General features: G+C 44.6%; 23 protein-coding genes. 21 read left to right on the forward strand and 2 right to left on the reverse strand.

Annotated features, from left to right (window positions below; all coding sequences use genetic code 11):
- Positions 1-98 precede the first annotated feature (98 nt).
- Entirely contained in the window at positions 99-1,313 is a 1,215-nt protein-coding gene (locus GLW00_RS08330; RefSeq protein ID WP_160913017.1) for a nucleotidyltransferase, read from the reverse strand.
- Between the two features lie 205 nt (positions 1,314-1,518).
- Between GLW00_RS08330 and GLW00_RS08335 the strand changes: the two genes are divergently transcribed.
- The 4 genes from GLW00_RS08335 to GLW00_RS08350 all read left to right on the forward strand — a co-directional run bounded on the left by GLW00_RS08335 (position 1,519) and on the right by GLW00_RS08350 (position 4,235).
- Entirely contained in the window at positions 1,519-2,040 is a 522-nt protein-coding gene (locus GLW00_RS08335) for a YceD family protein (protein ID WP_160913018.1), read from the forward strand.
- A gap of 47 nt (positions 2,041-2,087) precedes the next feature.
- On the forward strand, positions 2,088-2,261 hold the full coding sequence (gene rpmF / locus GLW00_RS08340) for a 50S ribosomal protein L32 (RefSeq protein WP_035505553.1): 174 nt from the start codon (positions 2,088-2,090) through the stop codon (positions 2,259-2,261).
- Positions 2,262-2,932: 671 nt separating this feature from the next.
- Positions 2,933-3,688 carry an enoyl-CoA hydratase/isomerase family protein gene (locus tag GLW00_RS08345; RefSeq protein WP_160913020.1) on the forward strand — a complete coding sequence of 252 codons (756 nt, stop codon included), beginning with the start codon at positions 2,933-2,935 and terminating at the stop codon, positions 3,686-3,688.
- Between the two features lie 64 nt (positions 3,689-3,752).
- Positions 3,753-4,235, forward strand: coding sequence for an RsfA family transcriptional regulator (locus GLW00_RS08350; RefSeq protein ID WP_146818688.1), 483 nt, complete (start codon positions 3,753-3,755; stop codon positions 4,233-4,235).
- Positions 4,236-4,318: 83 nt separating this feature from the next.
- On the opposite strand, the gene GLW00_RS08355 is transcribed toward GLW00_RS08350, so the two are convergent.
- Positions 4,319-4,804: an N-acetyltransferase gene (locus GLW00_RS08355; RefSeq protein ID WP_160913022.1), complete on the reverse strand. Its 486-nt coding sequence runs from the start codon at positions 4,802-4,804 to the stop codon at positions 4,319-4,321.
- Positions 4,805-4,963: 159 nt separating this feature from the next.
- Here GLW00_RS08355 and GLW00_RS08360 point away from each other — a divergent pair, with 159 nt between their 5' ends.
- From GLW00_RS08360 to GLW00_RS08440, 17 genes are all read left to right on the forward strand, one after another.
- Positions 4,964-5,845, forward strand: a complete 882-nt coding sequence (locus GLW00_RS08360; RefSeq protein ID WP_160913024.1) for a ketopantoate reductase family protein — start codon at positions 4,964-4,966, stop codon at positions 5,843-5,845.
- Positions 5,842-6,225, forward strand: coding sequence for a DUF3397 domain-containing protein (locus tag GLW00_RS08365; RefSeq protein WP_160913026.1), 384 nt, complete (start codon positions 5,842-5,844; stop codon positions 6,223-6,225). Before GLW00_RS08360 ends, GLW00_RS08365 begins: the two co-directional genes overlap by 4 nt.
- A 794-nt stretch (positions 6,226-7,019) precedes the next feature.
- Entirely contained in the window at positions 7,020-8,645 is a 1,626-nt protein-coding gene (gene bshC / locus GLW00_RS08370; RefSeq protein WP_160913028.1) for a bacillithiol biosynthesis cysteine-adding enzyme BshC, read from the forward strand.
- A gap of 162 nt (positions 8,646-8,807) precedes the next feature.
- On the forward strand, positions 8,808-9,239 hold the full coding sequence (gene mraZ / locus GLW00_RS08375) for a division/cell wall cluster transcriptional repressor MraZ (protein ID WP_089652804.1): 432 nt from the start codon (positions 8,808-8,810) through the stop codon (positions 9,237-9,239).
- Between the two features lie 21 nt (positions 9,240-9,260).
- Positions 9,261-10,241, forward strand: a complete 981-nt coding sequence (rsmH, locus tag GLW00_RS08380; RefSeq protein ID WP_160913030.1) for a 16S rRNA (cytosine(1402)-N(4))-methyltransferase RsmH — start codon at positions 9,261-9,263, stop codon at positions 10,239-10,241.
- The gene (ftsL, locus tag GLW00_RS08385) at positions 10,238-10,609 is read left to right on the forward strand and encodes a cell division protein FtsL (protein WP_146818696.1); all 372 of its coding nucleotides are present in this window, start codon (positions 10,238-10,240) and stop codon (positions 10,607-10,609) included. The genes rsmH and ftsL overlap by 4 nt, the downstream gene beginning before the upstream one ends.
- Positions 10,610-10,626: 17 nt before the next feature.
- Positions 10,627-12,765 (forward strand): penicillin-binding protein, encoded by a 2,139-nt coding sequence (locus GLW00_RS08390; RefSeq protein ID WP_160913032.1) that lies wholly within the window; start codon positions 10,627-10,629, stop codon positions 12,763-12,765.
- Positions 12,766-12,852: 87 nt separating this feature from the next.
- The gene (locus GLW00_RS08395) at positions 12,853-14,775 is read left to right on the forward strand and encodes a stage V sporulation protein D (protein WP_160913034.1); all 1,923 of its coding nucleotides are present in this window, start codon (positions 12,853-12,855) and stop codon (positions 14,773-14,775) included.
- 48 nt (positions 14,776-14,823) lie between these two features.
- On the forward strand, positions 14,824-16,299 hold the full coding sequence (locus GLW00_RS08400; protein ID WP_160913036.1) for a UDP-N-acetylmuramoyl-L-alanyl-D-glutamate--2,6-diaminopimelate ligase: 1,476 nt from the start codon (positions 14,824-14,826) through the stop codon (positions 16,297-16,299).
- The gene (locus GLW00_RS08405; protein ID WP_160913037.1) at positions 16,296-17,654 is read left to right on the forward strand and encodes a UDP-N-acetylmuramoyl-tripeptide--D-alanyl-D-alanine ligase; all 1,359 of its coding nucleotides are present in this window, start codon (positions 16,296-16,298) and stop codon (positions 17,652-17,654) included. Before GLW00_RS08400 ends, GLW00_RS08405 begins: the two co-directional genes overlap by 4 nt.
- A 39-nt stretch (positions 17,655-17,693) precedes the next feature.
- Complete coding sequence (gene mraY / locus GLW00_RS08410) at positions 17,694-18,680, forward strand: phospho-N-acetylmuramoyl-pentapeptide-transferase (protein WP_160913039.1); 987 nt, start codon at positions 17,694-17,696, stop codon at positions 18,678-18,680.
- Complete coding sequence (murD, locus tag GLW00_RS08415; protein WP_160913041.1) at positions 18,677-20,020, forward strand: UDP-N-acetylmuramoyl-L-alanine--D-glutamate ligase; 1,344 nt, start codon at positions 18,677-18,679, stop codon at positions 20,018-20,020. The genes mraY and murD overlap by 4 nt, the downstream gene beginning before the upstream one ends.
- Positions 20,021-20,084: 64 nt before the next feature.
- On the forward strand, positions 20,085-21,179 hold the full coding sequence (gene spoVE / locus GLW00_RS08420) for a stage V sporulation protein E (protein ID WP_160913043.1): 1,095 nt from the start codon (positions 20,085-20,087) through the stop codon (positions 21,177-21,179).
- A 402-nt stretch (positions 21,180-21,581) separates the two neighbouring features.
- Positions 21,582-22,397 (forward strand): cell division protein FtsQ/DivIB, encoded by an 816-nt coding sequence (locus GLW00_RS08425; protein WP_160913045.1) that lies wholly within the window; start codon positions 21,582-21,584, stop codon positions 22,395-22,397.
- Positions 22,384-23,088, forward strand: a complete 705-nt coding sequence (locus GLW00_RS08430) for a DUF881 domain-containing protein (RefSeq protein WP_160913047.1) — start codon at positions 22,384-22,386, stop codon at positions 23,086-23,088. The genes GLW00_RS08425 and GLW00_RS08430 overlap by 14 nt, the downstream gene beginning before the upstream one ends.
- A gap of 5 nt (positions 23,089-23,093) precedes the next feature.
- On the forward strand, positions 23,094-23,798 hold the full coding sequence (locus GLW00_RS08435) for a DUF881 domain-containing protein (protein WP_160913049.1): 705 nt from the start codon (positions 23,094-23,096) through the stop codon (positions 23,796-23,798).
- 1 nt (position 23,799) lies between these two features.
- Positions 23,800-24,156, forward strand: coding sequence for a small basic family protein (locus tag GLW00_RS08440; RefSeq protein ID WP_089652818.1), 357 nt, complete (start codon positions 23,800-23,802; stop codon positions 24,154-24,156).
- Positions 24,157-24,275 lie beyond the last annotated feature (119 nt).

The following is a 24,275-nucleotide window of genomic DNA, read 5'->3' on the forward strand; positions in this document are numbered from 1 at the left end:
ATAAAAAAGAGTCAACCGTCCTGTACTTCGACTTCATCTTTCAACTTCTGGAAGTTCCAATCCTATGTGATGACAGAGGCAGACGAATGAAGCTTCGTTTAAGCGTGGATGACAGGAGGACCGTATTCCCTGTTCAGTTGCTCCACTCTGCGTTCAGGAGTTAAAACACTGTAATAGGCAGCAGCAGCTCTTGATTCCAAGTCCAACATTTCATGATCCAACTGCTGGGGCTGGGTGATGAGTGGAATAGAGGTTTCTTTTTTCACCTTGCGTAAATATTTTTTTCCGGTATCCGACATGCCGAGAATTCTTGCATAAGGAGGGGGGGTCTCTCTTAAAAGAACACGAGCCTCTTGTTTGTCCGTTCCTACAAGGATATGGGCAAGGGTTCGCTGAAGTCTTGTCCACGTGTACCTCTTTGTCTTTAAAGAAGATATAAACTGATGGAACGTTGCCGCCTCCTTGACGGTCCTTTTCAATCGATATTCCAAACCTTCATCCACACCGTGGAAACAGCGGAGGGTACTTTCCTCCATGGTCATGATTTTGTATTGAAGCAGGTGAAAGTAAGCTTCCCAGTTGTGCCAGCGTCCGAGGTTGTTCTTATATTGATGTAAAACATCGACCGTTGAGGGGGGAAGGGAACTTTCAGCCTTCTCTGTCATGTCTCTTTCTTTGAATAATTCTTTCCGAATACTTGTGGCGCTTGCAATTTTTCCTTGAATTTCTTCATCGTGGTAGTGATTGTTCTTCCGTAAAACGGTTAGTGGTTCCACATCAGGTGCATAAGTGAGAAGTTGTTTCACGTAACTATAACCAAGAATGTTGTTCGGTTGAGTCAGGTCAATGGAACCGGAGGGAAAAGCAATGGATTCATACCCAAGTCGTGATGCCTCTGGATAGGCATACCCTTCATTCAAATATCTTCTCACGGTCACATCATACTCTTCCTGGTGTTTGTTCATATGCTCAAAGGCCTCTGTGAATGCAGCGATCCTGCCGTTTTCACTCCCGAAACAAACGCTGTCCACTCCGACTTCTGCAAGTGTCTGGATAGCCCCCTGGCTGAAATAATCGCTGTGTTGAACCGCATAAAGGAAAGGAAGCTCAAGTACAAGGTCTGCACCACCACGAAGGGCGGCTTTTGTCCGATGCCATTTATCGATGATAGCAGGCTCTCCTCGCTGTAAAAAGTTCCCGCTCATGATAGCGATCATGCAATCCGCTTCTGCATGTTTTTTCGATTCTTCCAAATGATAAAGATGTCCATTATGAAAAGGATTATATTCAACAACAACTCCGCATGATTTCACAAAAGATCCTCCCATCTGATTCTTTACTATTGAACAAGTGTTTGGTTTATTTTATCATGATACTATGGAAATTTCGCATTCCTGACCGTGAATTATGAGAAACTTATAAAAACCGCACGAGAATAAGGATATGCTGTAAAGAAAAAATATTGACAAATCAGCGAAATCCTTTTACAATAACTCTTGTTGCCATGAGGTGATAACTATGAAATTTCCTCTACAAAAACTCAAGCAGACAGGTGATGAGCCGTTCTACTTTGAGGATGACGTAGATATTCGCGAATTAGCACAACTGAACAATGACATTCGCAGGATTTCCCCTGTTCATGTCAAAGGTCAAGCAATGACTCGAGGAAATGATATAACGGTAACTTTTTCAATTGATGGAGAAATGGTGTTGCCTTGTGCCCGAACGTTAGTTGATGTGACTTATCCATTTCACATTGATGCTCTGGAGGCATTTAATCTGTCACCTTACCATACAGAAGAAGATGACTCTGAAGTTCATTCCGTGAATGGAGAAGTGCTTGACTTAACGCCTTATATCAAGGAAAATGTACAGTTGGAGATTCCGACTCGCGTTTTTTCCAATGATGATGAGGCTCATGAAGCAGCCCCCCAGGAAGGGAAGGGCTGGCAGGTGGTTACAGAGGAACCAGAGGAAAAGAAAGTGGATCCTCGAATGGCTAAACTGCAATCATTATTAAATGAAGAAGAGAACGAGTAAAACAATATGTTATGGTTCTCAGAAATCCCTTAAAGGAGGTGTACAACATGGCAGTACCTAAGCGTAAAACGTCTAAGAAAGTCAAAAACCAACGTCGTACTCACAAGAAACTTCACGCACCAGGAATGGTTCAGTGTGATAACTGTGGCGAGTACTCAAAACCACACCATGTTTGCAAATCTTGTGGACAATATAATGGAAAACAAGTGGTGAACGACTAATTTTGAGTTCATCAAAGAAAGGCCTGACATCAGTCAGGTCTTTTTTTATATCCACCTCTTCCACTAACGCTCTCTTTAGTTGAATACTCAGTTTCGAGATGATTAGGGGTTCGTTGCCTGGTTAAGCGTTAGGGGTGGCTGGGAAGCAACTCGCTTTCCTGTGGGGGAGTGGCGAGCTTCCTCGGACTACGTCCTGCGGGATCTCGCCGATCTCCTTTTTCCCACTGGAGTCTCGCAGCTTCCCAACCCCCCCATTCATATGAGGGAGAAACGAACCCCCTATACCGAGATGGAGTGTTCAACATTCTCCCATTTAGAGTGGGTATAAGCTTCTGTATCAAGCTTTCACTTACTGAATGCCCACTGGGCAGATTTAATATTATCCTTTTCCCAAAACCATACAAGCCGATTTTTAAGTAGTGGTTTCGAGAACCATACTTGGTTAAGGGGCGAAGGGGAATGGCGAGACTCCTGCGGGAAAAGAGTGCTAGGTGAGACCCCGGGAGGCGTCAGCCTGAGGAGGCTCACCGCGCTCCCGCGGAAAGCGAGTTATTCCCCGTAGCCCCATCCACTCAAAAAACATCCCGCAACTGAGTCTTCCACAATCCTGCCATATAGCTGAACAAATTCTATAAATTTTTGGTACATTAGTATTGGAAGGAGTGGAGAAAGTGTCACAATTAATTTTGGTAGAGAAAAAAGAGGGGTATGCGGTTTTAACTTTGAACCGACCGGACAAGATGAATGCCATTTCGAAACAAATGACGAAAGAGTTTTATCAGGCAATTAAAGAGTTGAAAGAAGAAAAGCTGAAATTTTTGGTCGTAACAGGTGCCGGGGATCGCGCTTTTTGTGCAGGGGGAGACTTGCGTGAACTGCATGGCGAAATGAATGCTGAACAAGCATACGCAACGCTGCATCCGATGAAAGAAGTTCTGTATGAACTGGCTACCTTTCCTGTCCCTACGATTGCCGTATTAAACGGACAAGCTAGAGGAGGAGGGTGTGAGATTGCGACGGCATGTGATTTCAGATATGGAACAGAGGGTGCTTCCTTTGGCTTTGTCCAAGCTAATTTAGGCATCATCCCTGGCTGGGGAGGAGGAACACTTTTATATCAGCGGGTAAACAATGACGTAGCGGCCCATTGGCTAATGGATGCTGACATGTACACAGCAAAGCAAGTCTATCGAATCGGATGGTTACATAAGATGATTACGGTAAACTGGAGCGAAGAGATTTTCGCCTCATTTATCAACAAAACCCCGGAACAAATGAAAATTTTTAAAAGGCAGTACATGGATCACATGGATTTCCAAACACTGTCTGAACGTATGGATGGGGAGGTCAGGCAATGCTCCTTATTATGGGAATCCGATGAGCATAAAGAAGCAGTTCGGAACTTTGAAGCTAAGAGAAAAAGATGAGAAATGCGATTCTATCAATCATTCCTCCTGCATAACTATAAGCAAACGATAGAGGAGGGATGCTATGGATGCCCCAAGACAAGATGCCTGGAAGGACGAGGAAGATCTATTACTGGCAACGACGGTACTGAAACACATTCGTGAAGGGAAGACCCAGTTGGAAGCCTTCCAGGAAGTGGCTGAACAATTGCACAGGACGCCTGCTGCATGTGGGTTCAGATGGAATGCGACTGTAAGGAAAGAATATCAAAAAGAGATCCAGGAAGCGAAAAACAGCCGGAAAGCCACACGAACGATTTATTCATCCTCTAAGTCTTCGGACGACGCACCCATGTCTTTGGATGCCGCCATCTCATTTTTGAAAGAAATGAGATCAAAGCAGTTTGAAGATTATGGGAAAGAAAATTTAGAAACCCAGCTGAAAAAACTCAACGAAGATAATGAGAAGCTTAGAGAAGAATTAAAACAGTGGGAAGCGGCGTGGAATGAAATGGATAAACTTGTTCATTGGGTAAGAGAAAAACGAAAAAGTGAGAGTGGTGTTTGAACGATCTTTTCACCAGCCATTCATATCATTTCCCATCATAAACAAAGGCCCCTACAATATTATGTAGCGGCCTCATTCATATTTTATGCGTTTATGTCTCTTTCTTCCACGCCTGAAGGCATCCAAATCAGAGGGTTTTCACCAAGGTCACGTTCTACATCATAATTCGCTTTTTGAAAGCCCATCTTCTCCCAAAATCCATGTGAATTGATTCTAGGATTCGTTTTAATCGGCAAATCAAAGCTTTTAGCAAATTCCACGAGCGCTTTTCCGTAGCCCAGCCCGCGATAGTCTGGAAGAACCTCAAGCTTCCACAGTTCCAGGTAGTCCTGGGAAGGATCAAAATAATGGTCATACTTCGCTTTGACTCTGTACAAACTCATACGGGCAACTAAAGCGCTTCCATAATATACTCCATAAAACGGCGACTCACTGTCGTTTTCCACAATATTGCTCTCTAGATCCTCGAGCATCGCAAGTTCCTGGTTCCCATATTCTTTGAACCGCTTAAATTCCTCAAGTGTCTTATAATTGACCAATAAAGGTTGAACTCTTGTTTTTGTCATCATGAAAGAATCCCCTTTCAAATATCTGTCTATACCCATATTATAATATAAAAATTTTCAGAATGAAATGAATAATAATACATTGGACAAGAATCGACTGCAATATCGTTTCTGAATCTGCTACAATAGTGAAGCAGATTAGTACGAAATGAGGAGAGAAACATGAAAATAGGCATTATAGGGGCAGGGTCTATAGGCTTATTGGCAGGGGCCTATTTAGGCGAGCATCACGAAGTCCATATGTTTGTAAAAAGTGAAGAACAAAGATCAGCCCTTGCAGCGGAAGGAATTACCTGTGGGGAATTCCCCTGCCCTGTACCCGTTTATGCGCATCTGGTTACAGAAATGATAGAAGGATACGACTTATGGTTGGTAACTATTAAACAACATGCGATGGATGGTTTTCTTGCACAGGACCTTCCTTCTGACGCGCCCTATGTATTTCTTCAGAACGGGATGGGACATCTGGAGAAACTAGCACAATCCGGTTTGAGAAGTTGTGTTGGTGTCGTGGAACACGGCGCACTGGCCAAAGGGCCGAACGAAGTTGTTCATAAAGGGAAGGGAAATATACAAATAGCTGTCTATAGGAGAATGGATCACGATCATGGACAAGCCCTTTCAAAAGAATTACATACTGCACATTTTCCAGTCTTTTTTAAAGCCGATTATGAGCCTATGTTAAAGAGTAAATTAATCATAAATACGGTGATTAATCCACTCACTGCATTATTCTCTCAACCGAATCACTCCATCCTCACGAATCCATCCATACATGAACTGGCCCGTTTGTTGTGTGAAGAAGCTTGCTCCGTCCTAGGCCTGTCCTTTTTTGATGAATGGGAAAGAGTGAAGACCATCGCTGAAACAACAGGAGAAAATCATTCATCGATGCTGAGGGACATCACCGAACGCAGGTTAACAGAAGTGGACAGCATCAGTGGCTACATCCTCGATCATGGAAAAAAACCACTTCCTTACCATCACTTCGTCGTGCATGCGATCCATGCACTCGAATATGAAAGGGGGGTTCGAAAACGATGAGTGATCTGATTGTGTACACGATTGCGTTTCTGCTTACCCTGCCTCTTCCTTTCCTAGTGGTTTTCTATCTATGCGCCAGAAAATGGAGCAAGCATAAGTTAAAGGCTCTGCACCGCACGGCGAACTATACCGCCCCTATTTTTATCATGTCGGTCCATGTCCTACTTGTCGTCTTGTTTGATCGCAGCTTTCTACCCTTCATCATTGTCTTCCTTTTGATCCTCTTGGGCATTTCAATGGTCGCGCAATACAAAATGAACGAAGAAGTCCGTCTCTTCCGAGCACTCAAAGGGTTCTGGCGCGTAAGTTTTCTATTATTCATGCTATTCTACATGGGATTAAGTACGTTTGGTCTTGTAACAAGAGTCTTTTTCAGCTAGAGCAAGAGGAAAGGCTTTTACATGAATTTTTCAGTCCGACATAAAATAATAAAAGATAAAAAAAGCACAGCCCAAATTAAAAGGCTGTGCTTACCCATGTGAAAGTCACCTATCAATAAATGAATGTTATCACTAGTGATTAAAGTATATAGCAGTTTTCTTTAAAATCCATTTTCAATACTTTTGTTGAGTGGAAGGGGGGGCTGCGGGGAATAGCTCGACTTTCCGCGTGGTCACAATTCTCTACGGACTTCATTCTATCGGGCTTACCAAGCACTTTTTCCCCGCCCGCTGTAGGCTCGCCCTTCCACTCTGCCGCATTGCTTTGGCGTTTTCTCGAGACCAATTCAAAAATCAGCTTGAATGTTCGAGGGAAGTGGATATTATAGACTTCTCCAGAGAGCTTAATAGCTTGATTCCGATCTTTTAGTATCTCTAACAGTTGAAAAGGGGGAAAATTTCCACTGTGATTTAGGGATTCGTTGCCTTGGTGGAGTGTCAGGAGTTTCTGGAAAGCTTGTAGGACTCAAATACATGGCTTGAGAGTTTAACCCTCACCCTTCCATCAAGCTGGAAGGGGTGTTTATTACAGAAGTGGTTTCGAGAACCTTTCCCCGGAGCCCCTAGAATCACTTAATTGTCTCGAAACTGACTGAGTCTTCAACTAAAGGGAGCTATTGCGGAATTAAGAGGTTTCAAACAGATAATGTGAAGTCTGTGGTGGTTTTTTGTACAATACAATAGGATACATAATTTTATCATGTAACTATTGCCTATAAAGGAGTCGTATAAAGATGCGTATCGAACCGATTGAACTTGCACCGAAACAAACGCTGTTTCGTGACTATAAAAATGATTATGAAAGAATAGCTGATCGGTTTAACCACCACCCCTTTGAAGAATCTACCTGGGAGCGTCGGTTATCTGAATTAAGGAATCAAACGTATCAAAGGACTGAGCTTTCAAATGTGCTGAATCGTATGAATAAACGGTGGGAGGCTCCTGAAGAAACCTTTGATAATATTGAAAAGTTAAAAGATGATGAGAGTGTCGTCGTCATTGCCGGTCAACAGGCCGGCTTGCTGACTGGACCGCTCTATTCTGTGCATAAAATCATTTCAGTTCTGCAACTTGCGAAAGAAAAGGAAAGAGACCTGGGTAAACCAGTAATCCCTGTCTTTTGGATTGCTGGAGAAGATCATGATTTTGATGAGATTCACCATATCATGATGAAACAGGGAAATGGAATGGAAAAGGTAACCATCGACCATACTCCAGAGACTAAAGCTTCCGTTTCGGAGATAACCATTGATCAACAAAAAGCTTCCGCTTGGTTGAAGGATGTCTTTGCAATGGTTAAGGAAACAGAACACACGCAGGACTTCTACAAAGAAATGGAAAGGCTGTTGAAAGAATCGGACACCTACAGCGACTTTTTTGCTAAAGTTGTTTATCAGCTTTTCCCTGATGAAGGACTCGTCTTAATTGATGCACATGCCCCTGAAGTGCGCCGGATGGAGACTACTTATTTCACAACAATGATTGAAAAGAATAGAGAAATAGCCAATGGTGTGTATGCAGTATTGCAGAAGAACCGTCAGGAAGGATATGAGACCCTTCTGGATAGTGAGATGGGTGATGCCCACTTGTTCTACAGTTTTGAAGGGGAAAGGGTGCTCCTGGTACGTGATGAGGAAGGCTATTATAGAGGGAAAAACAATGAAGTTGTCCTATCAGAAGAAGAACTCTTGAAGATCGCAGAAGAAACGCCTGAGCTTCTCAGTAATAATGTAGTCACAAGGCCGTTGATGCAGGAGGCTCTTTTTCCAGTCCTCGCGTTTATCGGAGGCCCGGGAGAAATCAATTACTGGTCAGTTCTAAAGCCAGCTTTTGAAGCGGCAGGGTTGTGTATGCCGCCTGTTCTTCCACGTTTATCTTTTACAATGATTGACAGGAAGACAGGTCAGCAGTTGGAGAAATTTCAGATCCCTGCGGACGAAGCTATCCGCTCTGGAGTGAGAGAGAAGAAGATGAATTGGATTGCTTCTCAAAGCACCCCTCAAATTCATCTTCTAACTGAACAGGTGAAGAAGGAAATCGACACCGTCCATGCGCCCCTTCGGGAAAAATCTGCGGCACTTGGTGCAGATCTCGGTCAACTGGCAGAGAAGAATCTGGAATACATTTTGGAAAACATTGACTTCCTGGAAAAACGTCTCCACCAATCGATGGAATCACAGCATCAACATGAAATGGATCAATTTGAGAACATGGAATGGACCCTTCATCCTGGTGGTGGCCTGCAGGAGAGGATGTGGAGCATCGTCCCATGGGTGAACAAGTACGGAGAGACGGTGTTTCAGCAGATGAACAGACACCATCTGAGCTTTAGAAACGATCATTATGTCGTATATTTGTAGGGAAGGTCCTCCACCATCCCCCACCACAAAAAAATGTGATGAAACCCTTTAAAATCTTGCCTTCACGGGCAGGATTTTTTTCATGTAAAGAGAATGATAAAAAAGTAAGTGGAGAAAAGTGGGGCGATGTGGTAAGGTGAAATTAGAAGGTGGGGAAACTCTATGTTCATGGGTGAATTTCAACACAACATTGATACAAAAGGACGGATCATCGTACCCTCGAAATTCCGCCCGGACCTTGGTGACAGCTTTGTCCTCACAAGAGGTTTAGATCAGTGTTTGTTTGCTTATCCTATGAACGAGTGGAAGCTGCTTGAAGAGAAGCTGAAAAAACTCCCCTTAACAAAAAAAGATGCCCGCGCTTTTACCCGGTTTTTCTTTTCTGGAGCTGTTGAATGTGAAGTGGACAAGCAAGGAAGAATCAACATTCCACAACCTCTCAGGAAGTACGCATCACTGGAAAAAGAATGTGTCGTCATTGGCGTATCCAATCGGATTGAGTTTTGGAGTCATGATGAATGGGAAAGTTATTTCGAGGCATCAGAAGAGTCCTTCTCAGAAATAGCAGAAAATATGTTGGATTTTGATATCTGATCGATAGAAACGAGTGAAACCATGTTTGAACATTACAGTGTACTAAAAAGTGAAACTATACAACATTTAGATTTGGACCCAGAAGGTACTTATGTCGACTGTACCTTAGGAGGTGGCGGGCATTCCGAAGCGATTGCTAAAGCCTTGAAAGGGAAAGGTCGATTAATATCTTTCGATCAGGATGAGATTGCCTTGAAAGCTGCAAAAGATCGACTGAAAGATTACGAGGACCGTATTATTTTCGTCCATGCGAACTTCCGTCAATTGGAAGAGAAATTAGCAGAGCTTGAGGTAACGGATGTCGATGGTATTATTTATGACCTTGGCGTTTCCAGTCCCCAATTGGATGTCGAAGAGCGAGGGTTCAGCTACCATCAGGATGCTCCGCTTGATATGCGGATGAACCAGGAAGCAGAACTCAGTGCGAAAGAAGTGGTCAATGAGTGGCCCTATGAGGATCTTGTCCGCATTTTCTTCAAATACGGGGAAGAGAAATTTTCGAAACAAATCGCAAGAAAGATCGAAGCAGCAAGAGAAGAGAAAACCATTGAAACGACAGGAGAACTGGTTGAACTCATCAAGGAAGGGATTCCTGCTCCCGCACGAAGGAAAGGCGGCCACCCTGGTAAAAGAGTGTTCCAGGCGATCCGTATTGCCGTCAACGATGAGCTTGGAGCTTTTCAGGACAGCCTTCATCAGGCGGCTAGAGTGGTTGGGGTCGGTGGACGCATTGCTGTTATCACTTTCCACTCCCTCGAGGATCGATTGTGCAAGCAGGCGTTCAAAAAGTGGAGTACAAACCCTCCCTTGCCGAAAAACATCCCGATGATCCCGGAAGATAAACAGCCACCTTTTCAATTGGTCAGCCGAAAGCCTATTGTAGCCGATGAGTCAGAGCTTGAGGAGAATCGTCGTTCACGTTCTGCGAAACTGAGGATTGTCGAGAAAGTCAAACCTTGGAATAAGGAATTTGAATTTAACGAAGGGTGGAAACAAACATGAGTGCTGAACAGATTAGAAAACAGCAGCCTTTACAGCAGCCTGAGAGACAAAAACAGGCCAAAGTAAAGGTACATAAAAAGAAGAAGTGGATTAGTACAGGGGAGAAGTTCCTCTATTCGTTTGCCACGACTGCCGTGCTTGCAGCATCGGTGTTTTTAGTCCAGACATCTGCACAAACAGATACCATCAACCGTGATATTCGCGGTTTAGAACAAGAGATCCAGCAACAGGAGTCTCTCAATGAAAATCTTGCTTATCAGGTGAAAGAACTTAGTAACCCGGATCGGATTTTGAGCATTGCTAAGGAAAATGGGCTGAACATTCAGAATGCCCAAGTAAAGCAAGCCGGTAAAATCAATAACGAGTAACGGCTGGTGATTTCCTCATGAAAAAACAGAACAGTAATAAAAGCTCCGCATTATTGATGATTGCCTTTGCGATTGTATTTTTCATCATTGCGGGGCGTTTCATTTATATTGAGACAGCAGAGACGGTGGAAGGTGTCGACTTGCAAAAATGGGCGGAAGACATTCGGACAAGCTCTTATGAAATCGATGCTGACAGAGGTAAAATCTTTGATAAAAACGGTATGGTGCTGGCATATGACCGTCCCACTTATAGAATTTATGCCATCGTAGACCCGGAATATTCCGTTAACCTCGATCCACCGAGACACGTTACGGATGCAGGTGAGACAGCGGAGAAACTGGCTCCACTGCTTGATATGGAAGCCAGTGAAATTAGAAACACGATCGAGGAAGGGCAGGATAATGAACGTTTCCAAGTCGAATTCGGCTCCAGTGGACGTTCTATCTCCCAAGAGACGAAAGATGAAATTGAAGAGCTTGAGTTGAACGGTATTGCCTTCAAGCAAGAGTCGAAGCGGTATTACCCTAATGGTAAATTCGCGTCGCATGTCATCGGCTTCGCCCGCAGCCAGGATGGAAACATCAACGGGGTGACAGGGGTGGAGAAGCAGATGGAGAAGCACCTGCAGGAAGAAAAGGGTAAGATCAGTTATGAACGGGACAAGTACGGAACGAAACTGTTAGATCCGAATGAAGTAATGACAGAACCTAAAAACGGAAACGATGTGCATTTGACCATCGATCAAAAAATACAAACGTTTTTAGAAGATGCTTTGTCACAGGTGGATGAGCAGTATAGTCCGGAAAAAATCATGGCTGCGGTCATGGATCCGGATACAGGTGAGATCTTAGCGATGAGTAACCGTCCGAGTTATAATCCGAACGATATTGGTGAGGTTGATAACTGGTATAACGACCTTGTTTCCTACACCTTTGAGCCCGGGTCAACAATGAAAATATTCACATGGGCTGCTGCTATGGAAGAAGGCGTTTATAAGGGGAGCGATATGTACGAGTCAGGTACGTATAAAGTTCCCGGCCATACCATCGGGGATCATAACAATGATCAAGGCTGGGGTTCTATTACTTTTGATGAAGGGTTTCAACGATCTTCTAATGTCGCTTCCTCAAAAATCGCCCTGGAGGTTCTTGGTCCTACGAAACTACGAAAATACTTGAGCGATTTTAATTTTGATGAAAAGACAGGCATCGACCTTCCGAATGAGAAGAACGGACGTTTTGTTTACAACAAGGCTTCTGAACAGGCAACGACTTCGTTTGGACAAGGGTCTACTTTCACAGCGATCCAATTGATGACGGCTGCGACATCTGTTGCGAATGATGGCCAGATGATGCGCCCGTATATGTTGTCGAAGATCACTTCAAGTGAAACAGGAGAAGTATTGAAGGAAAACAAGCCGGAAGAAATCGGACAACCTATTTCAGAAAGCACAGCGAAACAAATGCGTGAGCTTATGGGTACCGTCGTCACGTCTGAACAAGGAACCGCTCAGTCGTTCAAACTGGATGACTACACCCTTGCAGGGAAAACGGGTACGGCTCAGATGATTGAGAACGGAAGTTATTTGACTGGCCGGAACAACTATATCTTTTCCTTCATGGGCATGGCCCCGAAAGAGGATCCGGAACTACTTATGTACGTTGCTGTTCAGCAACCGGACCTGGAAGTTACGGAGTTAGGTTCTGAACCTGTTTCTTACATTACGAGGACTGTGCTTGAAAACAGTCTCCATTACATGGATATCCAACCGGATAAAGAGGTGGATGAATCGGTATCCCCATTGACCATTCCGGATGTAGTCGGGAAAGGCACGTCTAAGGCAAAGGATGAACTGGAAAAAATGTTCTCCCATGTAGAAGTGATTGGAAACGGTGGTGAGGTAACCGCCGTCCTTCCAGAAACGGGCTCTAAAGCAGTGGAAAATCAAAGAGTTATGGTCATTACAGATAAACCGACCATGCCTGATTTGACAGGATATTCAGCTCGTGATGTACACAGAATTGTGAAGCATTTCAACCTGAATATCGAGACGATGGGGAACGGTTTTGTTGAAAAGCAAAGCATCCCTGAAGGATCCAGCATAAAAGAAGGCGGCTATTTAGTCGTAGAATTAGCTCCTCCAAGAGAGGAGTAACACCATTCCAGGCAGTGTTCTAATCGTTTCTAGATTGCATATAGTGATACAAGCTGACTCTATTGACTTCAAAAAGGAGTTATTAAGATGAGACGAGTATCACAAGTGGTCGTAAAGAAACGATTAGTCGCTGTCTTTCTTGTTGGAATGGTTATTTTTTTTGTCATCGCAGGGAGGCTTGGATACGTCCAGTTCTTCTTAAGTGACTTCCTCATTTCAAAGGCGGAGGAATCATGGAGCCGGGATATTACTTTCGAACCGGAGCGGGGGAAGATTCTCGATTCGAATGGTGAAGTGCTCGTCGGTAATCAATCAGCTCCGACCGTTATGGTGGTCCCGAGACAAATCAAAAATGCAGAGCAGACAGCAAAAAGCCTCGCTCAGATTTTGGACATGAGTGAAGAGAAGGCTTATTCGCACGTGACGAAAGTGACCTCGATTGAAAGAATCCACCCAGAGGGACGTAAAATAAGTGAGGAACAGGCGGAGGCCATCCAATCATTGCAGATGCCTGGTGTGTACATTGCCGAAGACTCGAAGAGATATTATCCTCACGGCTCTTTCCTTTCGCATGTGCTTGGTTTCAGTGGCATAGATAATCAGGGGCTGCTTGGCTTAGAAGCGTACTATGATGATGAATTGAGGGGTGAAAAAGGGGCGTTGTCTTTTTTCTCTGATGCCAAAGGAAAGAGGATGCCGGATATGGCAGATATTTACAAGCCGCCCGAAGATGGAAAAGACCTGCAATTGACAATTGATTACAAGGTTCAATCGATTATGGAACGCGAGCTTGATATCGCTCAGGCTAGATACAACCCTGATGGAGCAGTGGCGTTAGCGGTGGATCCTGATACAGGGAAAGTGGTGGGGATGGCGACTCGTCCTAATTTCGACCCAGCCAACTATCAGGAAGTGAAGCCGGAGGTCTACAATAGGAACCTACCCGTATGGAGTACGTATGAGCCTGGTTCCACTTTTAAAATTATCACGCTTGCCGCTGCGTTGGAAGAAGACCTCGTTGATCTTGATGATGAACATTTCCATGACTCCGGTTCGATCAAAGTGGATGGAGCCACTCTCCGATGCTGGAAGCGAGGCGGGCACGGCGATCAAACGTACTTGGAAGTCGTTCAAAACTCCTGTAACCCTGGTTTTGTCACCCTCGGGCAGCGGCTGGGCACAGAGAAGCTTTTTGAATACATTGATCGCTTCGGATTCGGTAAAAAGACCGGCATTGACCTTGAAGGGGAAGGAAAGGGGATTTTGTTCAAGCCGGAGAATGTTGGTCCTGTAGAGCAGGCGACAACAGCTTTCGGACAAGGGGTATCCGTCACACCGATCCAACAGGTCATGGCTGTCGCAGCAGCAGTGAATGGGGGTTATTATTACGAGCCTTATATCCAGGAAGCGTGGCTCGATCCAACCACTGGTGAAACGTTAGAAAAAAATGAACCTGAACTGAAAGAGAGAATCATTTCTGAAGAAACGTCCGCTGAAATCCGCCGTGCTCTCGAAAGTGTTGTCGCTAAAGGGACAGGGAGAGGTGCCTATGTGGAAGGATATCGTGTCGGCGGAAAAACCGGTACCGCTCAGAAAGTCGGGCCAGACGGCAGATACATGGAAAATAACCACATTGTATCCTTCATCGGTTTCGCTCCAGCAGATGACCCTGAACTGGTGGTTTATCTAGCGATCGACAACCCGAAGAATACCGTTCAGTTCGGCGGTGTCGTCGCTGCTCCGATCGTAGGGAACATCATGGGCGACAGTTTACGCGCCTTAGGGGTTGAACCTAGGAAAGATGGGTTGGAAAAAGAATATTCCTGGCCGGATGAGCCGTTAGTGGAAATTCCTGATGTTACAGGGATGGATAAAAAAGAGTTAAATCAAATGCTTTTGAACTTAGAAGTGGAAGTCAGTGGAAGCGGGTCCAAAGTGATTACACAGGCGCCTGAAGCGGGTGTCAAAGTGCCAAGTGGTTCGACCATTCGTGTGTATCTGGGGAATTAAACCTACGTTTGGTATAATAAAACTTGTGAGCAGGTAAGGGTGACACATATGAAAATGAAGAAACTCTTGCGGTACATTCCTTTTTATAAAGTGACGAAATCAGTGGCAGACCTCCACATCAAAGGCCTCTCTATGGATTCAAGGACGACAGAGCAGGGAGATGTGTTTGTCTGTCTCCGCGGGGTGGATGTGGATGGACACCGGTTTGCGAAAGGTGCAGTGCAACGCGGGGCCGTGGCTGTCATTGCTGAAGAAGAGGTGGATGTCCCTGTTCCGATTGTGCTTGTAAACGATACGTCAAGAGCCCTTGCTATGGCGTCCGCTGCTTTTTACGGCTGCCCTTCAGAGTCTCTCCATGTCATCGGAGTGACCGGCACGAATGGCAAGACGACCATTACTTATTTACTTGAAGAAATCTTTCAGCAGCATAAAAAGAAAACGGGGATCATCGGAACGATTCAGGTGAATATTGCTGGAGAAACGTTCCCGGTGAAAAACACGACACCGGACGCACTTACCTTGCAGCGTTATTTTCATAAAATGCATGTGGCAGACGTTGATCATGCAATCATGGAAGTGTCTTCCCACGCCCTTGATCAAGGGAGGGTGTACGGCTGTGATTTTGATATTGCCGTGTTTACGAATTTAACGCAGGATCATCTGGATTATCATGAAAATTTCGATGATTATCTTCGTGCAAAGTCCCTATTGTTCGCGCAATTAGGGAATGGGTATAATAAGGAACGTGAGAAATTTGCTGTCATCAATAACGACTCTCCTCAGGCAAGGAAATTTATCCGCTCTACCTCACAAGGATTGTTAACTTATGGTATTTACGAACAGGCGGATGTAAAAGCAGAGGAGTACACGATGACAGAAACGGGTACTGCCTTCATTATGACCACTCCCATCGGATCGGTCTCCATTAAGAGTCCACTGATGGGGCTGTTCAGTATTTATAATATGTTAGCTGCAGCGAGTGCCGCGATTCTATCAGGGGTCCCCCTAGAAACCATTCAGCATTCCTTTCAAGAGACCAAAGGTGTCAGAGGGAGGTTCGAACCTGTTAGAGAAGGGCAGGGGTTCGGTGTTGTCGTAGACTATGCCCATACTCCAGATTCCTTGAAGAACGTGTTGCAGACGCTTAGGGACCTATGTAAAGGAACCATCACCGTTGTTGTTGGGTGTGGAGGGGACCGTGACCGCAGCAAGCGTCCTGAGATGGCAAAAGTAAGTGTCGATTATGCGGATCGGGTTATTTTCACCAACGATAATCCCCGTACAGAGGATCCTAAACAGATCTTCCGTGATATGACCGCCCATGTGAAAGGGCGTTATAAACAGATCGATGATCGAAAAGAGGCCATAAAATATGCGCTGCATCATGCGAAAACGGGAGATGTTGTTTTAATTGCAGGTAAAGGCCATGAAACGTACCAGGAAATCAAAGGCATCCGTCATCATTTCGATGATTGCGAGGTAGCCCGTATAATATTAAGAGAAATGAAGGAGCATCCATCATGATTTTACAAGTCAATGAACTCGCAAAACTTTTTCCAAAAAAACAAGGAGCAGCATCGGATCAGATTCAGCTTGCATCTGTAATGACAGACAGCCGCAAAACGGCGAAACAAAGCTTGTTCGTACCGATTGTGGGAGAGAATTTCGATGCGCACCATTTTCTTGGAGATGCCATCAAACAAGGAGCAGTTGCCACACTTTGGCAGGAGGATCAACCTTTGCCGAAGCTGACACCTACAGACTTCCCGGTCTTTTTCGTGGAAGACACAACAAAGGCTCTCCAGCAACTGGCCTCTTATTATTTGAAAAAGATAGATCCTGTTGTGGTAGGTGTTACCGGTTCGAATGGAAAGACTACAACGAAAGATCTGGCTGCATCTGTCCTTCAAGTCAAATACAAAACACATAAGACCGCTGGTAACTTCAATAATCATATCGGTCTTCCTCTCACGATCCTTGCCATGGATCCAGAAACAGAAGCTGTCGTTCTGGAAATGGGAATGGATCGTGCAGGGGAAATTTCCGTTTTATCCAAACTTGCTGAACCTGGATATGCCATCATAACGAACATCGGTGAGTCTCATATTGAGAATCTTGGTTCCAGAGAAGGAATTGCAGGGGCGAAGCTCGAGATTACAGAAGGTCTTTCCAAAGAAGGTGCCTTAATTCTCGATGGAGATGAGCCTTTACTGCAGGAACAAAGATCTGAAAAATGGACGGTTACCTGCGGTTTTGATGCCCAGCTTGACTATCAGGCTGAGGTTCTTCAATTGACAGATGAAAACAGTACGTTTAAAGTCGGTGGGCAGTCTTATGAATTGCCTATGGCTGGGAAACATAATGTGAAAAATGCTACATATGTCATCGCTCTTGCGGAACGCTTAGGGTTATCTCCGGAAGAGATCCAGCAGGGGTTCCGGCAGTTGCAAATGTCTGCCATGCGTTTTGAAAAACATGAGGGACATAAAGGATCCTTGATCATCAATGATGCGTACAATGCTTCTCCGACTTCCATGAAAGCTATTATTGAAGTTGTCAGTCAATTGACATCTAAAAGCAGGAAAGTGTTAATATTAGGTGATATGTTCGAGTTAGGGGAACAATCAGAAACGCTTCATAGAAGCGTAGCCGATGCCATCGATGAGAAGATCCATGCGGTCTATACGATTGGTCAGGATTCCAAGGCTATAACCGATGCCGTCAATAGAAACCACCCTTCCATTCAAACGCAACATTTTACAAACAAACAAACTTTAAGTCATCACGTCCGTCAAGAGTTAACCGCGGACACAGTCGTACTCATCAAAGCTTCCAGAGGAATGAAGCTGGAAGAATTACTAGAGAATCTCGTGGATTGATCGATAGGCGATGATGATGGAAAAGGAGGAGAACTAAACATGAACGAATACATACTACTAATCACTATGGCTATTTCATTCGCAATCACTGTTGTGATCTCGCCGATGATCATCCCTTTTTTGAGAAGGTTGAAGTTCGGTCAGGCTATTAGGGATGAGGGTCCAGAGTCCCACCAGAAAAAATCGGGAACCCCCACGATGGGAGGGGTGATGATCATATTAGCTGTGGTCATCACTACCATTCTTGCATCCTTTTGGTTTACCCCGGACACGGGGAACACACAAATGTTCCTTGTGTTATTTGTTTTAGTCGGGTATGGGCTGCTTGGGTTCCTGGATGATTATATAAAAGTGGCGATGAAAAGGAACCTGGGTCTTACATCGAAGCAGAAAATGCTCGGACAGATCGTCATTGCTCTGGTTGTTTATTTCATTCTTAGAAACTCGGACTTCCCGACGTATATTAGTATTCCCGGCACAACTTTTGAAGTAGATCTTGGCTGGGGTTACGCTTTACTGATCCTGTTTATGCTCGTAGGTGCTTCGAATGCTGTGAACCTGACAGATGGTCTTGATGGACTGCTCGCTGGGACGGCGGCGATCGCCTTTGGTGCTTTCGCAATTTTGGCGTGGGCAGGTCAGATGAATGTTGAAATCACCATCTTCTCACTTGCTATAGTCGGAGCATTGCTTGGTTTCCTTGTCTTTAATGCTCATCCTGCAAAAGTATTTATGGGAGATACTGGATCGCTTGCTTTAGGAGGAGCGATTGCGATCATCGCCATCTTAACGAAACTTGAACTCATTCTTGTCATTATCGGCGGTGTGTTCGTTCTTGAGACCCTGTCTGTCATCATTCAGGTCATCTCTTTTAAAACGACAGGGAAACGTGTGTTCAAAATGAGTCCGCTTCATCACCATTATGAATTGAAGGGCTGGTCAGAATGGCGTGTCGTGACGACGTTCTGGGCGGTTGGACTTGTCTTTGCAGTAATCGGCATTTATATAGAGGTGATGTTCGGATGAAAATATTAAAAAACTTTCCCTATCAGCAGGTCCTGGTCCTCGGGCTTGCGAAAAGTGGTACAGCAGCAGCTGAGTTATTCCTGGATAGCAGCATCCAAGTGCGAATCAATGATTTAAAGGCTGACGAAAATGACCCGGCCGTGCGTACGCTAATCGAAAAAGGAGCCGAAGTCATCACAGGGGGGCACCCGCTGTCCGTATTGGACGACGTGGATTACCTCGTCAAGAATCCTGGTATCCCTTATGAGAATCCGATCATCGCGGAAGCGGAGAAGCGGAAGATCCCGGTGGTTACCGAAGTTGAGTTGGCAAGCTTCCTCCATGAGGGTCCTTTTGTAGCCGTTACCGGTTCCAATGGGAAGACGACGACCACAACATTGATCTACGAAATGATTCAGGCAGATCAACAAAAGGTTTCGCTTGCAGGCAATATCGGTCATGTTTCTTGTGAAGTGGCCAGAAGTACAGAGACGGATGAAACGATGGTCACCGAACTTTCATCGTTCCAATTACTTGGGACTGAAAAATTTCATCCTGAAATTGCTGTGTGGCTCAACCTTTATGAAGCACATCTGGATTATCACCATACGTTAGAAAATTATCATCAGGCAAAGGCGAAGATAACTGCGAATCAAACGGCTGAAGACACGTTGGTTTACAATGCGGATGATGAACGTATCGCTGGTTTCTTACCCGATGTGAAAGCGAAACGTGTACCTTTCTCTATTAGAAATGAAGGGGAAGGTGCCTGGGCTGATGATACTTTCATTTACTTTGAAGATGAACCGATAATGAAAAAACAGGATATCGTTTTAGTAGGGGAACAAAACCTGCAGAACATCCTCGCTGCCGTGGCAGCAGTCAAAGTGAATGGAATACGCAACGAAGCGATTGTCAAGGTATTGACAACCTTTGCGGGTGTGGAACACCGCCTGCAGTTTGTAACGAAAAAAAATGATCGTTTGTTTTACAATGATTCGAAAGCGACGAATATTCTAGCGACCTCTTATGCCTTAAAATCATTTGAGAATCCTGTCATCCTGCTTGCGGGCGGCCTTGACAGGGGGACAAGCTTCGAATCTTTGATTCCACACATGAAAGGGATCAAAGCCATGGTCGTGTTTGGAGAAACGGCTGACCAATTAATCGAAACGGCTAAGAAAGCTGGTATTGAGGAATTTACGAGAGTTGAAACGATGCAGGAAGCTGTCGAGCAGGCGTATCAATACTCAGCAGAGGACGATGTCATCCTGCTTTCACCTGCTTGTGCGAGCTGGGATCAGTATCGTACTTTTGAAGAAAGAGGCAACATGTTTATCCAAGCTGTGCATAAGCTCTAATAAGGGCTTTGTGCGACAAGCTTAAGCCCTGTTTTCCACTTAGATGGGAGGTAGGGCTTTTTTTATGGAAGAAAAAAAGCCGGATTTATGGTTGGTGGCTGCCATACTCGGAATTTTAATCATCGGGGTGGTGATGGTTTACAGCTCATCGAGCATCTGGTCCGAATATAAGTTTGACGATCCTTGGTTTTACGCAAAGAGGCAGATTCTTTTTGCTGCTGCCGGTTTGATTGCCATGGTTGTATTATCAAGAATTCCTTACTATGTATGGCATGGACATTCAAAGATCATTATGATCGTGTGTCTTGTATTTCTCATACTCGTACTCATTCCAGGAGTGGGTATGGTCCGCGGCGGGGCGCGAAGTTGGATCGGGGTGGGGATGTTCAGCATCCAGCCATCAGAATTCATGAAACTTGGTTTGATCCTTTTCCTTGCGCGCTTTTTATCCGAACGTCAGAAACTCATGAACTCTTTCCAACAAGGTTTCCTGCCAGCTCTCGCCTTGATTTTGGTCCCGTTCGCACTCATCATGCTTCAGCCTGACTTAGGGACAGGTGTTGTCATGGTCGGGACATGCCTTGTCATGTTGTTTACAGCAGGGGCAAGGATCAATCATTTCATGTGGATAGCGGGCGCAGGAGCAGCAGGAATGGTCGGATTGATCGCTTCTGCTCCTTACCGTATTAAAAGGATCACCGCATTCCTGCATCCATGGGAAGACCCTTTAGGGGCAGGGTTTCAGATCATACAGTCTTTATATGCCATCGGTCCCGGCGGTCTAATGGGGTTAGGACTCGGAAACAGTATGCAGAAGTTTTTCTACCTGCCTGAACCTCAGACGGACTTTATTTTTGCAGTTCTTGCTGAAGAACTGGGGTTCCTTGGAGGCTTACTCGTCCTTGGTCTTTTCTTTATCCTTTTATGGCGGGGGATCAGGGCAAGCCTTCTTGCTCCGGACCTTTTCGGTTCTTTACTTGCCCTCGGCATTGTAGGAATGATAAGTATCCAAGTTATGATCAATATCAGTGTAGTGACAGGCCTGATTCCCGTCACAGGAATCACACTTCCCCTAATCAGCTATGGCGGATCGTCCCTGACACTGACTTTAGCATCTCTGGGATTACTCCTGAGCGTCAGCCGTTTCTCGACAAAATAAAGAAGTCATGGAGTTCAGTCCATGGCTTCTTTTTATTGAGCGTAATGGGTTTTCTTACCATTAAAACGGGATTATGGAAGGCTGAAAGTGAGTTTAATCAAAAGAGAAGTGATTGAAGATGGAGAAATATAGATAAATTTATGGTTGTAAGTTTAGCTTAGGTGGATAATGGGTAAACCATTTTAGCGAAATCACTTGAGCCCCATCGAAATGCGGGTTTTCCTGTAATAAAATTGATAGGAAACTAGTAAAACTCTATCAATATTTCACTCTATTTTTGTGATATAATGGGAAACGTATAGATGTAGATTAAGCTCGGCATCTTTTAGAGGAACATCATTCTTTCAAACAGCTAGGACAAACAGCGCAAAGGGTGTCTAGCAATAAGGAGAAATGCCCGTTATGGAAGAGAGAAAAGTGGTTTCCATAGAAGATCGCATACCAAAATTGAAACAGACGAGGCGGAAAAAAGCCAATCGTCGCTTGATTCTGTATTTGACTATTCTATTTTTGCTGATAGCGACGGTCATCTATCTCCAGTCGCCACTCAGTAATGTTCGTCATATAGTTGTGGAAGGTGAGTATCACGTATCTGAGGAAGAAATTATCGAGCTTGCCGGAGTCACAACATCCACGAATTATTGGAGAGTCGATGAAGAAGAGATGAAACAGCAGATTGAGGCACATCAAGAAATCACCTTTGCTTCCATCGACCGTTCCTTTCCGAACAATGTTCTAATTGAAGTGAAGGAAGCGGAACGAATCGGTTACATCAAACAGGATGGTTCCTATCATGCCATTCTTGAAGATGGGTCCCGTTTGGAAGGACAAACAGCTCTCCCGGGAGGAGATGCTCCCATCCTTGCCGGGTTCAATAAGGAAACATATCTGAAAGAAATTTCACAAGAATTAAAAGAACTTCCATCAAGTGTAAGCAGTCTCATTTCAGAAATCCATTGGGATCCTCGTGACGGGAATCCGTATCAGATTCTTCTTTACATGAATGATGGATATCAGGTGCAAGCCTCGATCCGCAGTTTTTCCGAAAAAATGCCGGCCTACCCTTCCATCGTTGCCCAGCTTGATGAAGGAGCTGAGGGGATCATACATATCGATGTAGGGGCCTATTTCGAGGAGTATCCTCAATCGGAAGAAGAAGAGGCGCAAAGTGAATCAGATGCAGTTGAGGAAGAGGAGAACACGGATGAAGAGACTTAAAGGGAAACCGATCATCTTATCTCTTGTTCTACTCATCTCAGGTTTCCTTGTCAGCTACAGCTATCAACTGACAAAGAGTTCACCTCAAATGGTTCAACTGAACGATTCCCAATGGGAAAAAGAATACTTCTATCAACAACAGCTGCTGGACATGGAAAAACGGAACAAACAGCTGCGTGAGGAGTTAAAAGAGAAGCGGCATACCATTCAGGACTTTGAAAATGAGATGGCCGAAAGTGAACAGGTGATAGCTGATTTCGTTGAACGTAAAAAGAAGCTCCAGATGCTGAATGGTGAGGTTCCGGTCGAAGGCCAAGGGGTGGAAGTCGTTTTGAGCGATGCTGAATATATACCGGATGATGATCAGGTAAATCAGTATATCGTTCACGAAAGCCATGTTCACAGTGTGATTAACGAACTTCTCAGTGCAGGAGCAAAGGCTATTGCCATCAATGGACAAAGGTATATGAGAGATAGTTATATTGCGTGTACAGGACCGGTCATTACTGTGGACGGGATCCAACACCCGGCTCCGTTCGTCATTTCTGCAATCGGCGACCCAGAGGTTCTTTATTCAAGCTTAAGCCTGACCAGAGGTGTCGTCGATCAGCTGCTCAGCGAAAATGTTGATGTGCAATTATCGAAAGAAAACCAATTGGAAATGAAGGCGAGGCTATCCTCTGAAGGGTGATCAACATGAAGCGTAGAACACAATGGCTCCTATCCATCATTTTTCTATTGATTGGATTTATGGTAGCTGTGCAGTTTCAAACCACGTCCCATGAAACAGAGATGAGAGATACCAGAGATGTGTGGGAAGTACGGGAAGATTTGAAAATACAGCAGAAACACCAACAGGACCTCTTAGAGAAAATTGCTGGAGCTGATCAGACCATTGAAAATTATGAAAAACAATCATCACGCGAGCAAGTGGAGACATTGAAGGGATCCATTGAGACCTTGGAGAACAAGATAGGCCTTCAGAAAAAAACGGGGACAGGTGTAGAACTTACCATTCGTCCTATTTTTGATGAGGGGGCTTCAGGGCAGGAATATCCTAGTGTATCTCCTCATCTCCTCAGTCGACTCTTAAATGAACTGAATACTTATGGCGCTGAGGATATCAGCATCGGGAATGAACGATTGACAAACCTTACTCCGGTGAGGGATGTAAATGGATCGACCTATGTAAATAATCGGCCGATTGGTTCGCTCCCTCTGACCATTAAGGTGCTGGCTGAAGATCCTGAAAAATTGCTGGACCATATGAAAGCAAGTCCATCACAGGACATATTCAACATCGACAATATGGAAATCGTATTTGAAGTGAGAGACCAATTGCTACTTCCCAAGTACGATGACCCCCTCCATTTAGAAATTTTAGAAGAAGCTGGTGGTTAATTTGTGGTTACCCCTTTTATTTCTCATTATCGGTGTGACCCTTGGCATCTTAACGGATATCCGTATACCTGATGCCTATTCCGATTATTTATCCATTGCTGTATTGGCCGCTTTTGACACGCTTCTTGGCGGGATCAGGGCACAGTTGGAGAAGACGTTCGATGACACCGTGTTTCTGACCGGTTTCTTTTTCAACATCACACTCGCTGCATTACTTGCCTTTCTTGGAGTTCAATTAGGCGTGGATCTTTATCTTGCAGCTGTCTTTGCCTTTGGCGTCCGACTGTTCAGGAACCTTGCGATCGTCAGAAGAATTGTCATCGACCAGAAATTGCTAACGAAATTTAGAAAAAAATAAACGTAATTAAGAGGAAATTCACGAAACACTGTGGAAAACAACATAGGAACGTGTTTTTTCTATCATATTCAAGGGAAATACCCCGCGGAATATATCAATTCATTTACGTTTGTATTTCA

Source organism: Halobacillus litoralis, assembly GCF_009856445.1.
GTDB classification, from domain to species: Bacteria; Bacillota; Bacilli; order Bacillales; family Halobacillaceae; genus Halobacillus; species Halobacillus litoralis.

Excerpts from the sequence above, each read along its gene's own strand:
- GLW00_RS08335 (WP_160913018.1), top strand. The coding sequence starts at position 1,519 with ATGAAATTTCCTCTACAAAAACTCAAGCAGACAGGTGATGAGCCGTTC.
- rpmF (WP_035505553.1), top strand. The coding sequence starts at position 2,088 with ATGGCAGTACCTAAGCGTAAAACGTCTAAGAAAGTCAAAAACCAACGT.
- GLW00_RS08350 (WP_146818688.1), top strand. The coding sequence starts at position 3,753 with ATGGATGCCCCAAGACAAGATGCCTGGAAGGACGAGGAAGATCTATTA.
- GLW00_RS08355 (WP_160913022.1), bottom strand. The coding sequence starts at position 4,804 with ATGATGACAAAAACAAGAGTTCAACCTTTATTGGTCAATTATAAGACA.
- GLW00_RS08360 (WP_160913024.1), top strand. The coding sequence starts at position 4,964 with ATGAAAATAGGCATTATAGGGGCAGGGTCTATAGGCTTATTGGCAGGG.
- GLW00_RS08365 (WP_160913026.1), top strand. The coding sequence starts at position 5,842 with ATGAGTGATCTGATTGTGTACACGATTGCGTTTCTGCTTACCCTGCCT.
- bshC (WP_160913028.1), top strand. The coding sequence starts at position 7,020 with ATGCGTATCGAACCGATTGAACTTGCACCGAAACAAACGCTGTTTCGT.
- mraZ (WP_089652804.1), top strand. The coding sequence starts at position 8,808 with ATGTTCATGGGTGAATTTCAACACAACATTGATACAAAAGGACGGATC.
- rsmH (WP_160913030.1), top strand. The coding sequence starts at position 9,261 with ATGTTTGAACATTACAGTGTACTAAAAAGTGAAACTATACAACATTTA.
- ftsL (WP_146818696.1), top strand. The coding sequence starts at position 10,238 with ATGAGTGCTGAACAGATTAGAAAACAGCAGCCTTTACAGCAGCCTGAG.
- GLW00_RS08390 (WP_160913032.1), top strand. The coding sequence starts at position 10,627 with ATGAAAAAACAGAACAGTAATAAAAGCTCCGCATTATTGATGATTGCC.
- GLW00_RS08395 (WP_160913034.1), top strand. The coding sequence starts at position 12,853 with ATGAGACGAGTATCACAAGTGGTCGTAAAGAAACGATTAGTCGCTGTC.
- GLW00_RS08400 (WP_160913036.1), top strand. The coding sequence starts at position 14,824 with ATGAAAATGAAGAAACTCTTGCGGTACATTCCTTTTTATAAAGTGACG.
- GLW00_RS08405 (WP_160913037.1), top strand. The coding sequence starts at position 16,296 with ATGATTTTACAAGTCAATGAACTCGCAAAACTTTTTCCAAAAAAACAA.
- mraY (WP_160913039.1), top strand. The coding sequence starts at position 17,694 with ATGAACGAATACATACTACTAATCACTATGGCTATTTCATTCGCAATC.
- murD (WP_160913041.1), top strand. The coding sequence starts at position 18,677 with ATGAAAATATTAAAAAACTTTCCCTATCAGCAGGTCCTGGTCCTCGGG.
- spoVE (WP_160913043.1), top strand. The coding sequence starts at position 20,085 with ATGGAAGAAAAAAAGCCGGATTTATGGTTGGTGGCTGCCATACTCGGA.
- GLW00_RS08425 (WP_160913045.1), top strand. The coding sequence starts at position 21,582 with ATGGAAGAGAGAAAAGTGGTTTCCATAGAAGATCGCATACCAAAATTG.
- GLW00_RS08430 (WP_160913047.1), top strand. The coding sequence starts at position 22,384 with ATGAAGAGACTTAAAGGGAAACCGATCATCTTATCTCTTGTTCTACTC.
- GLW00_RS08435 (WP_160913049.1), top strand. The coding sequence starts at position 23,094 with ATGAAGCGTAGAACACAATGGCTCCTATCCATCATTTTTCTATTGATT.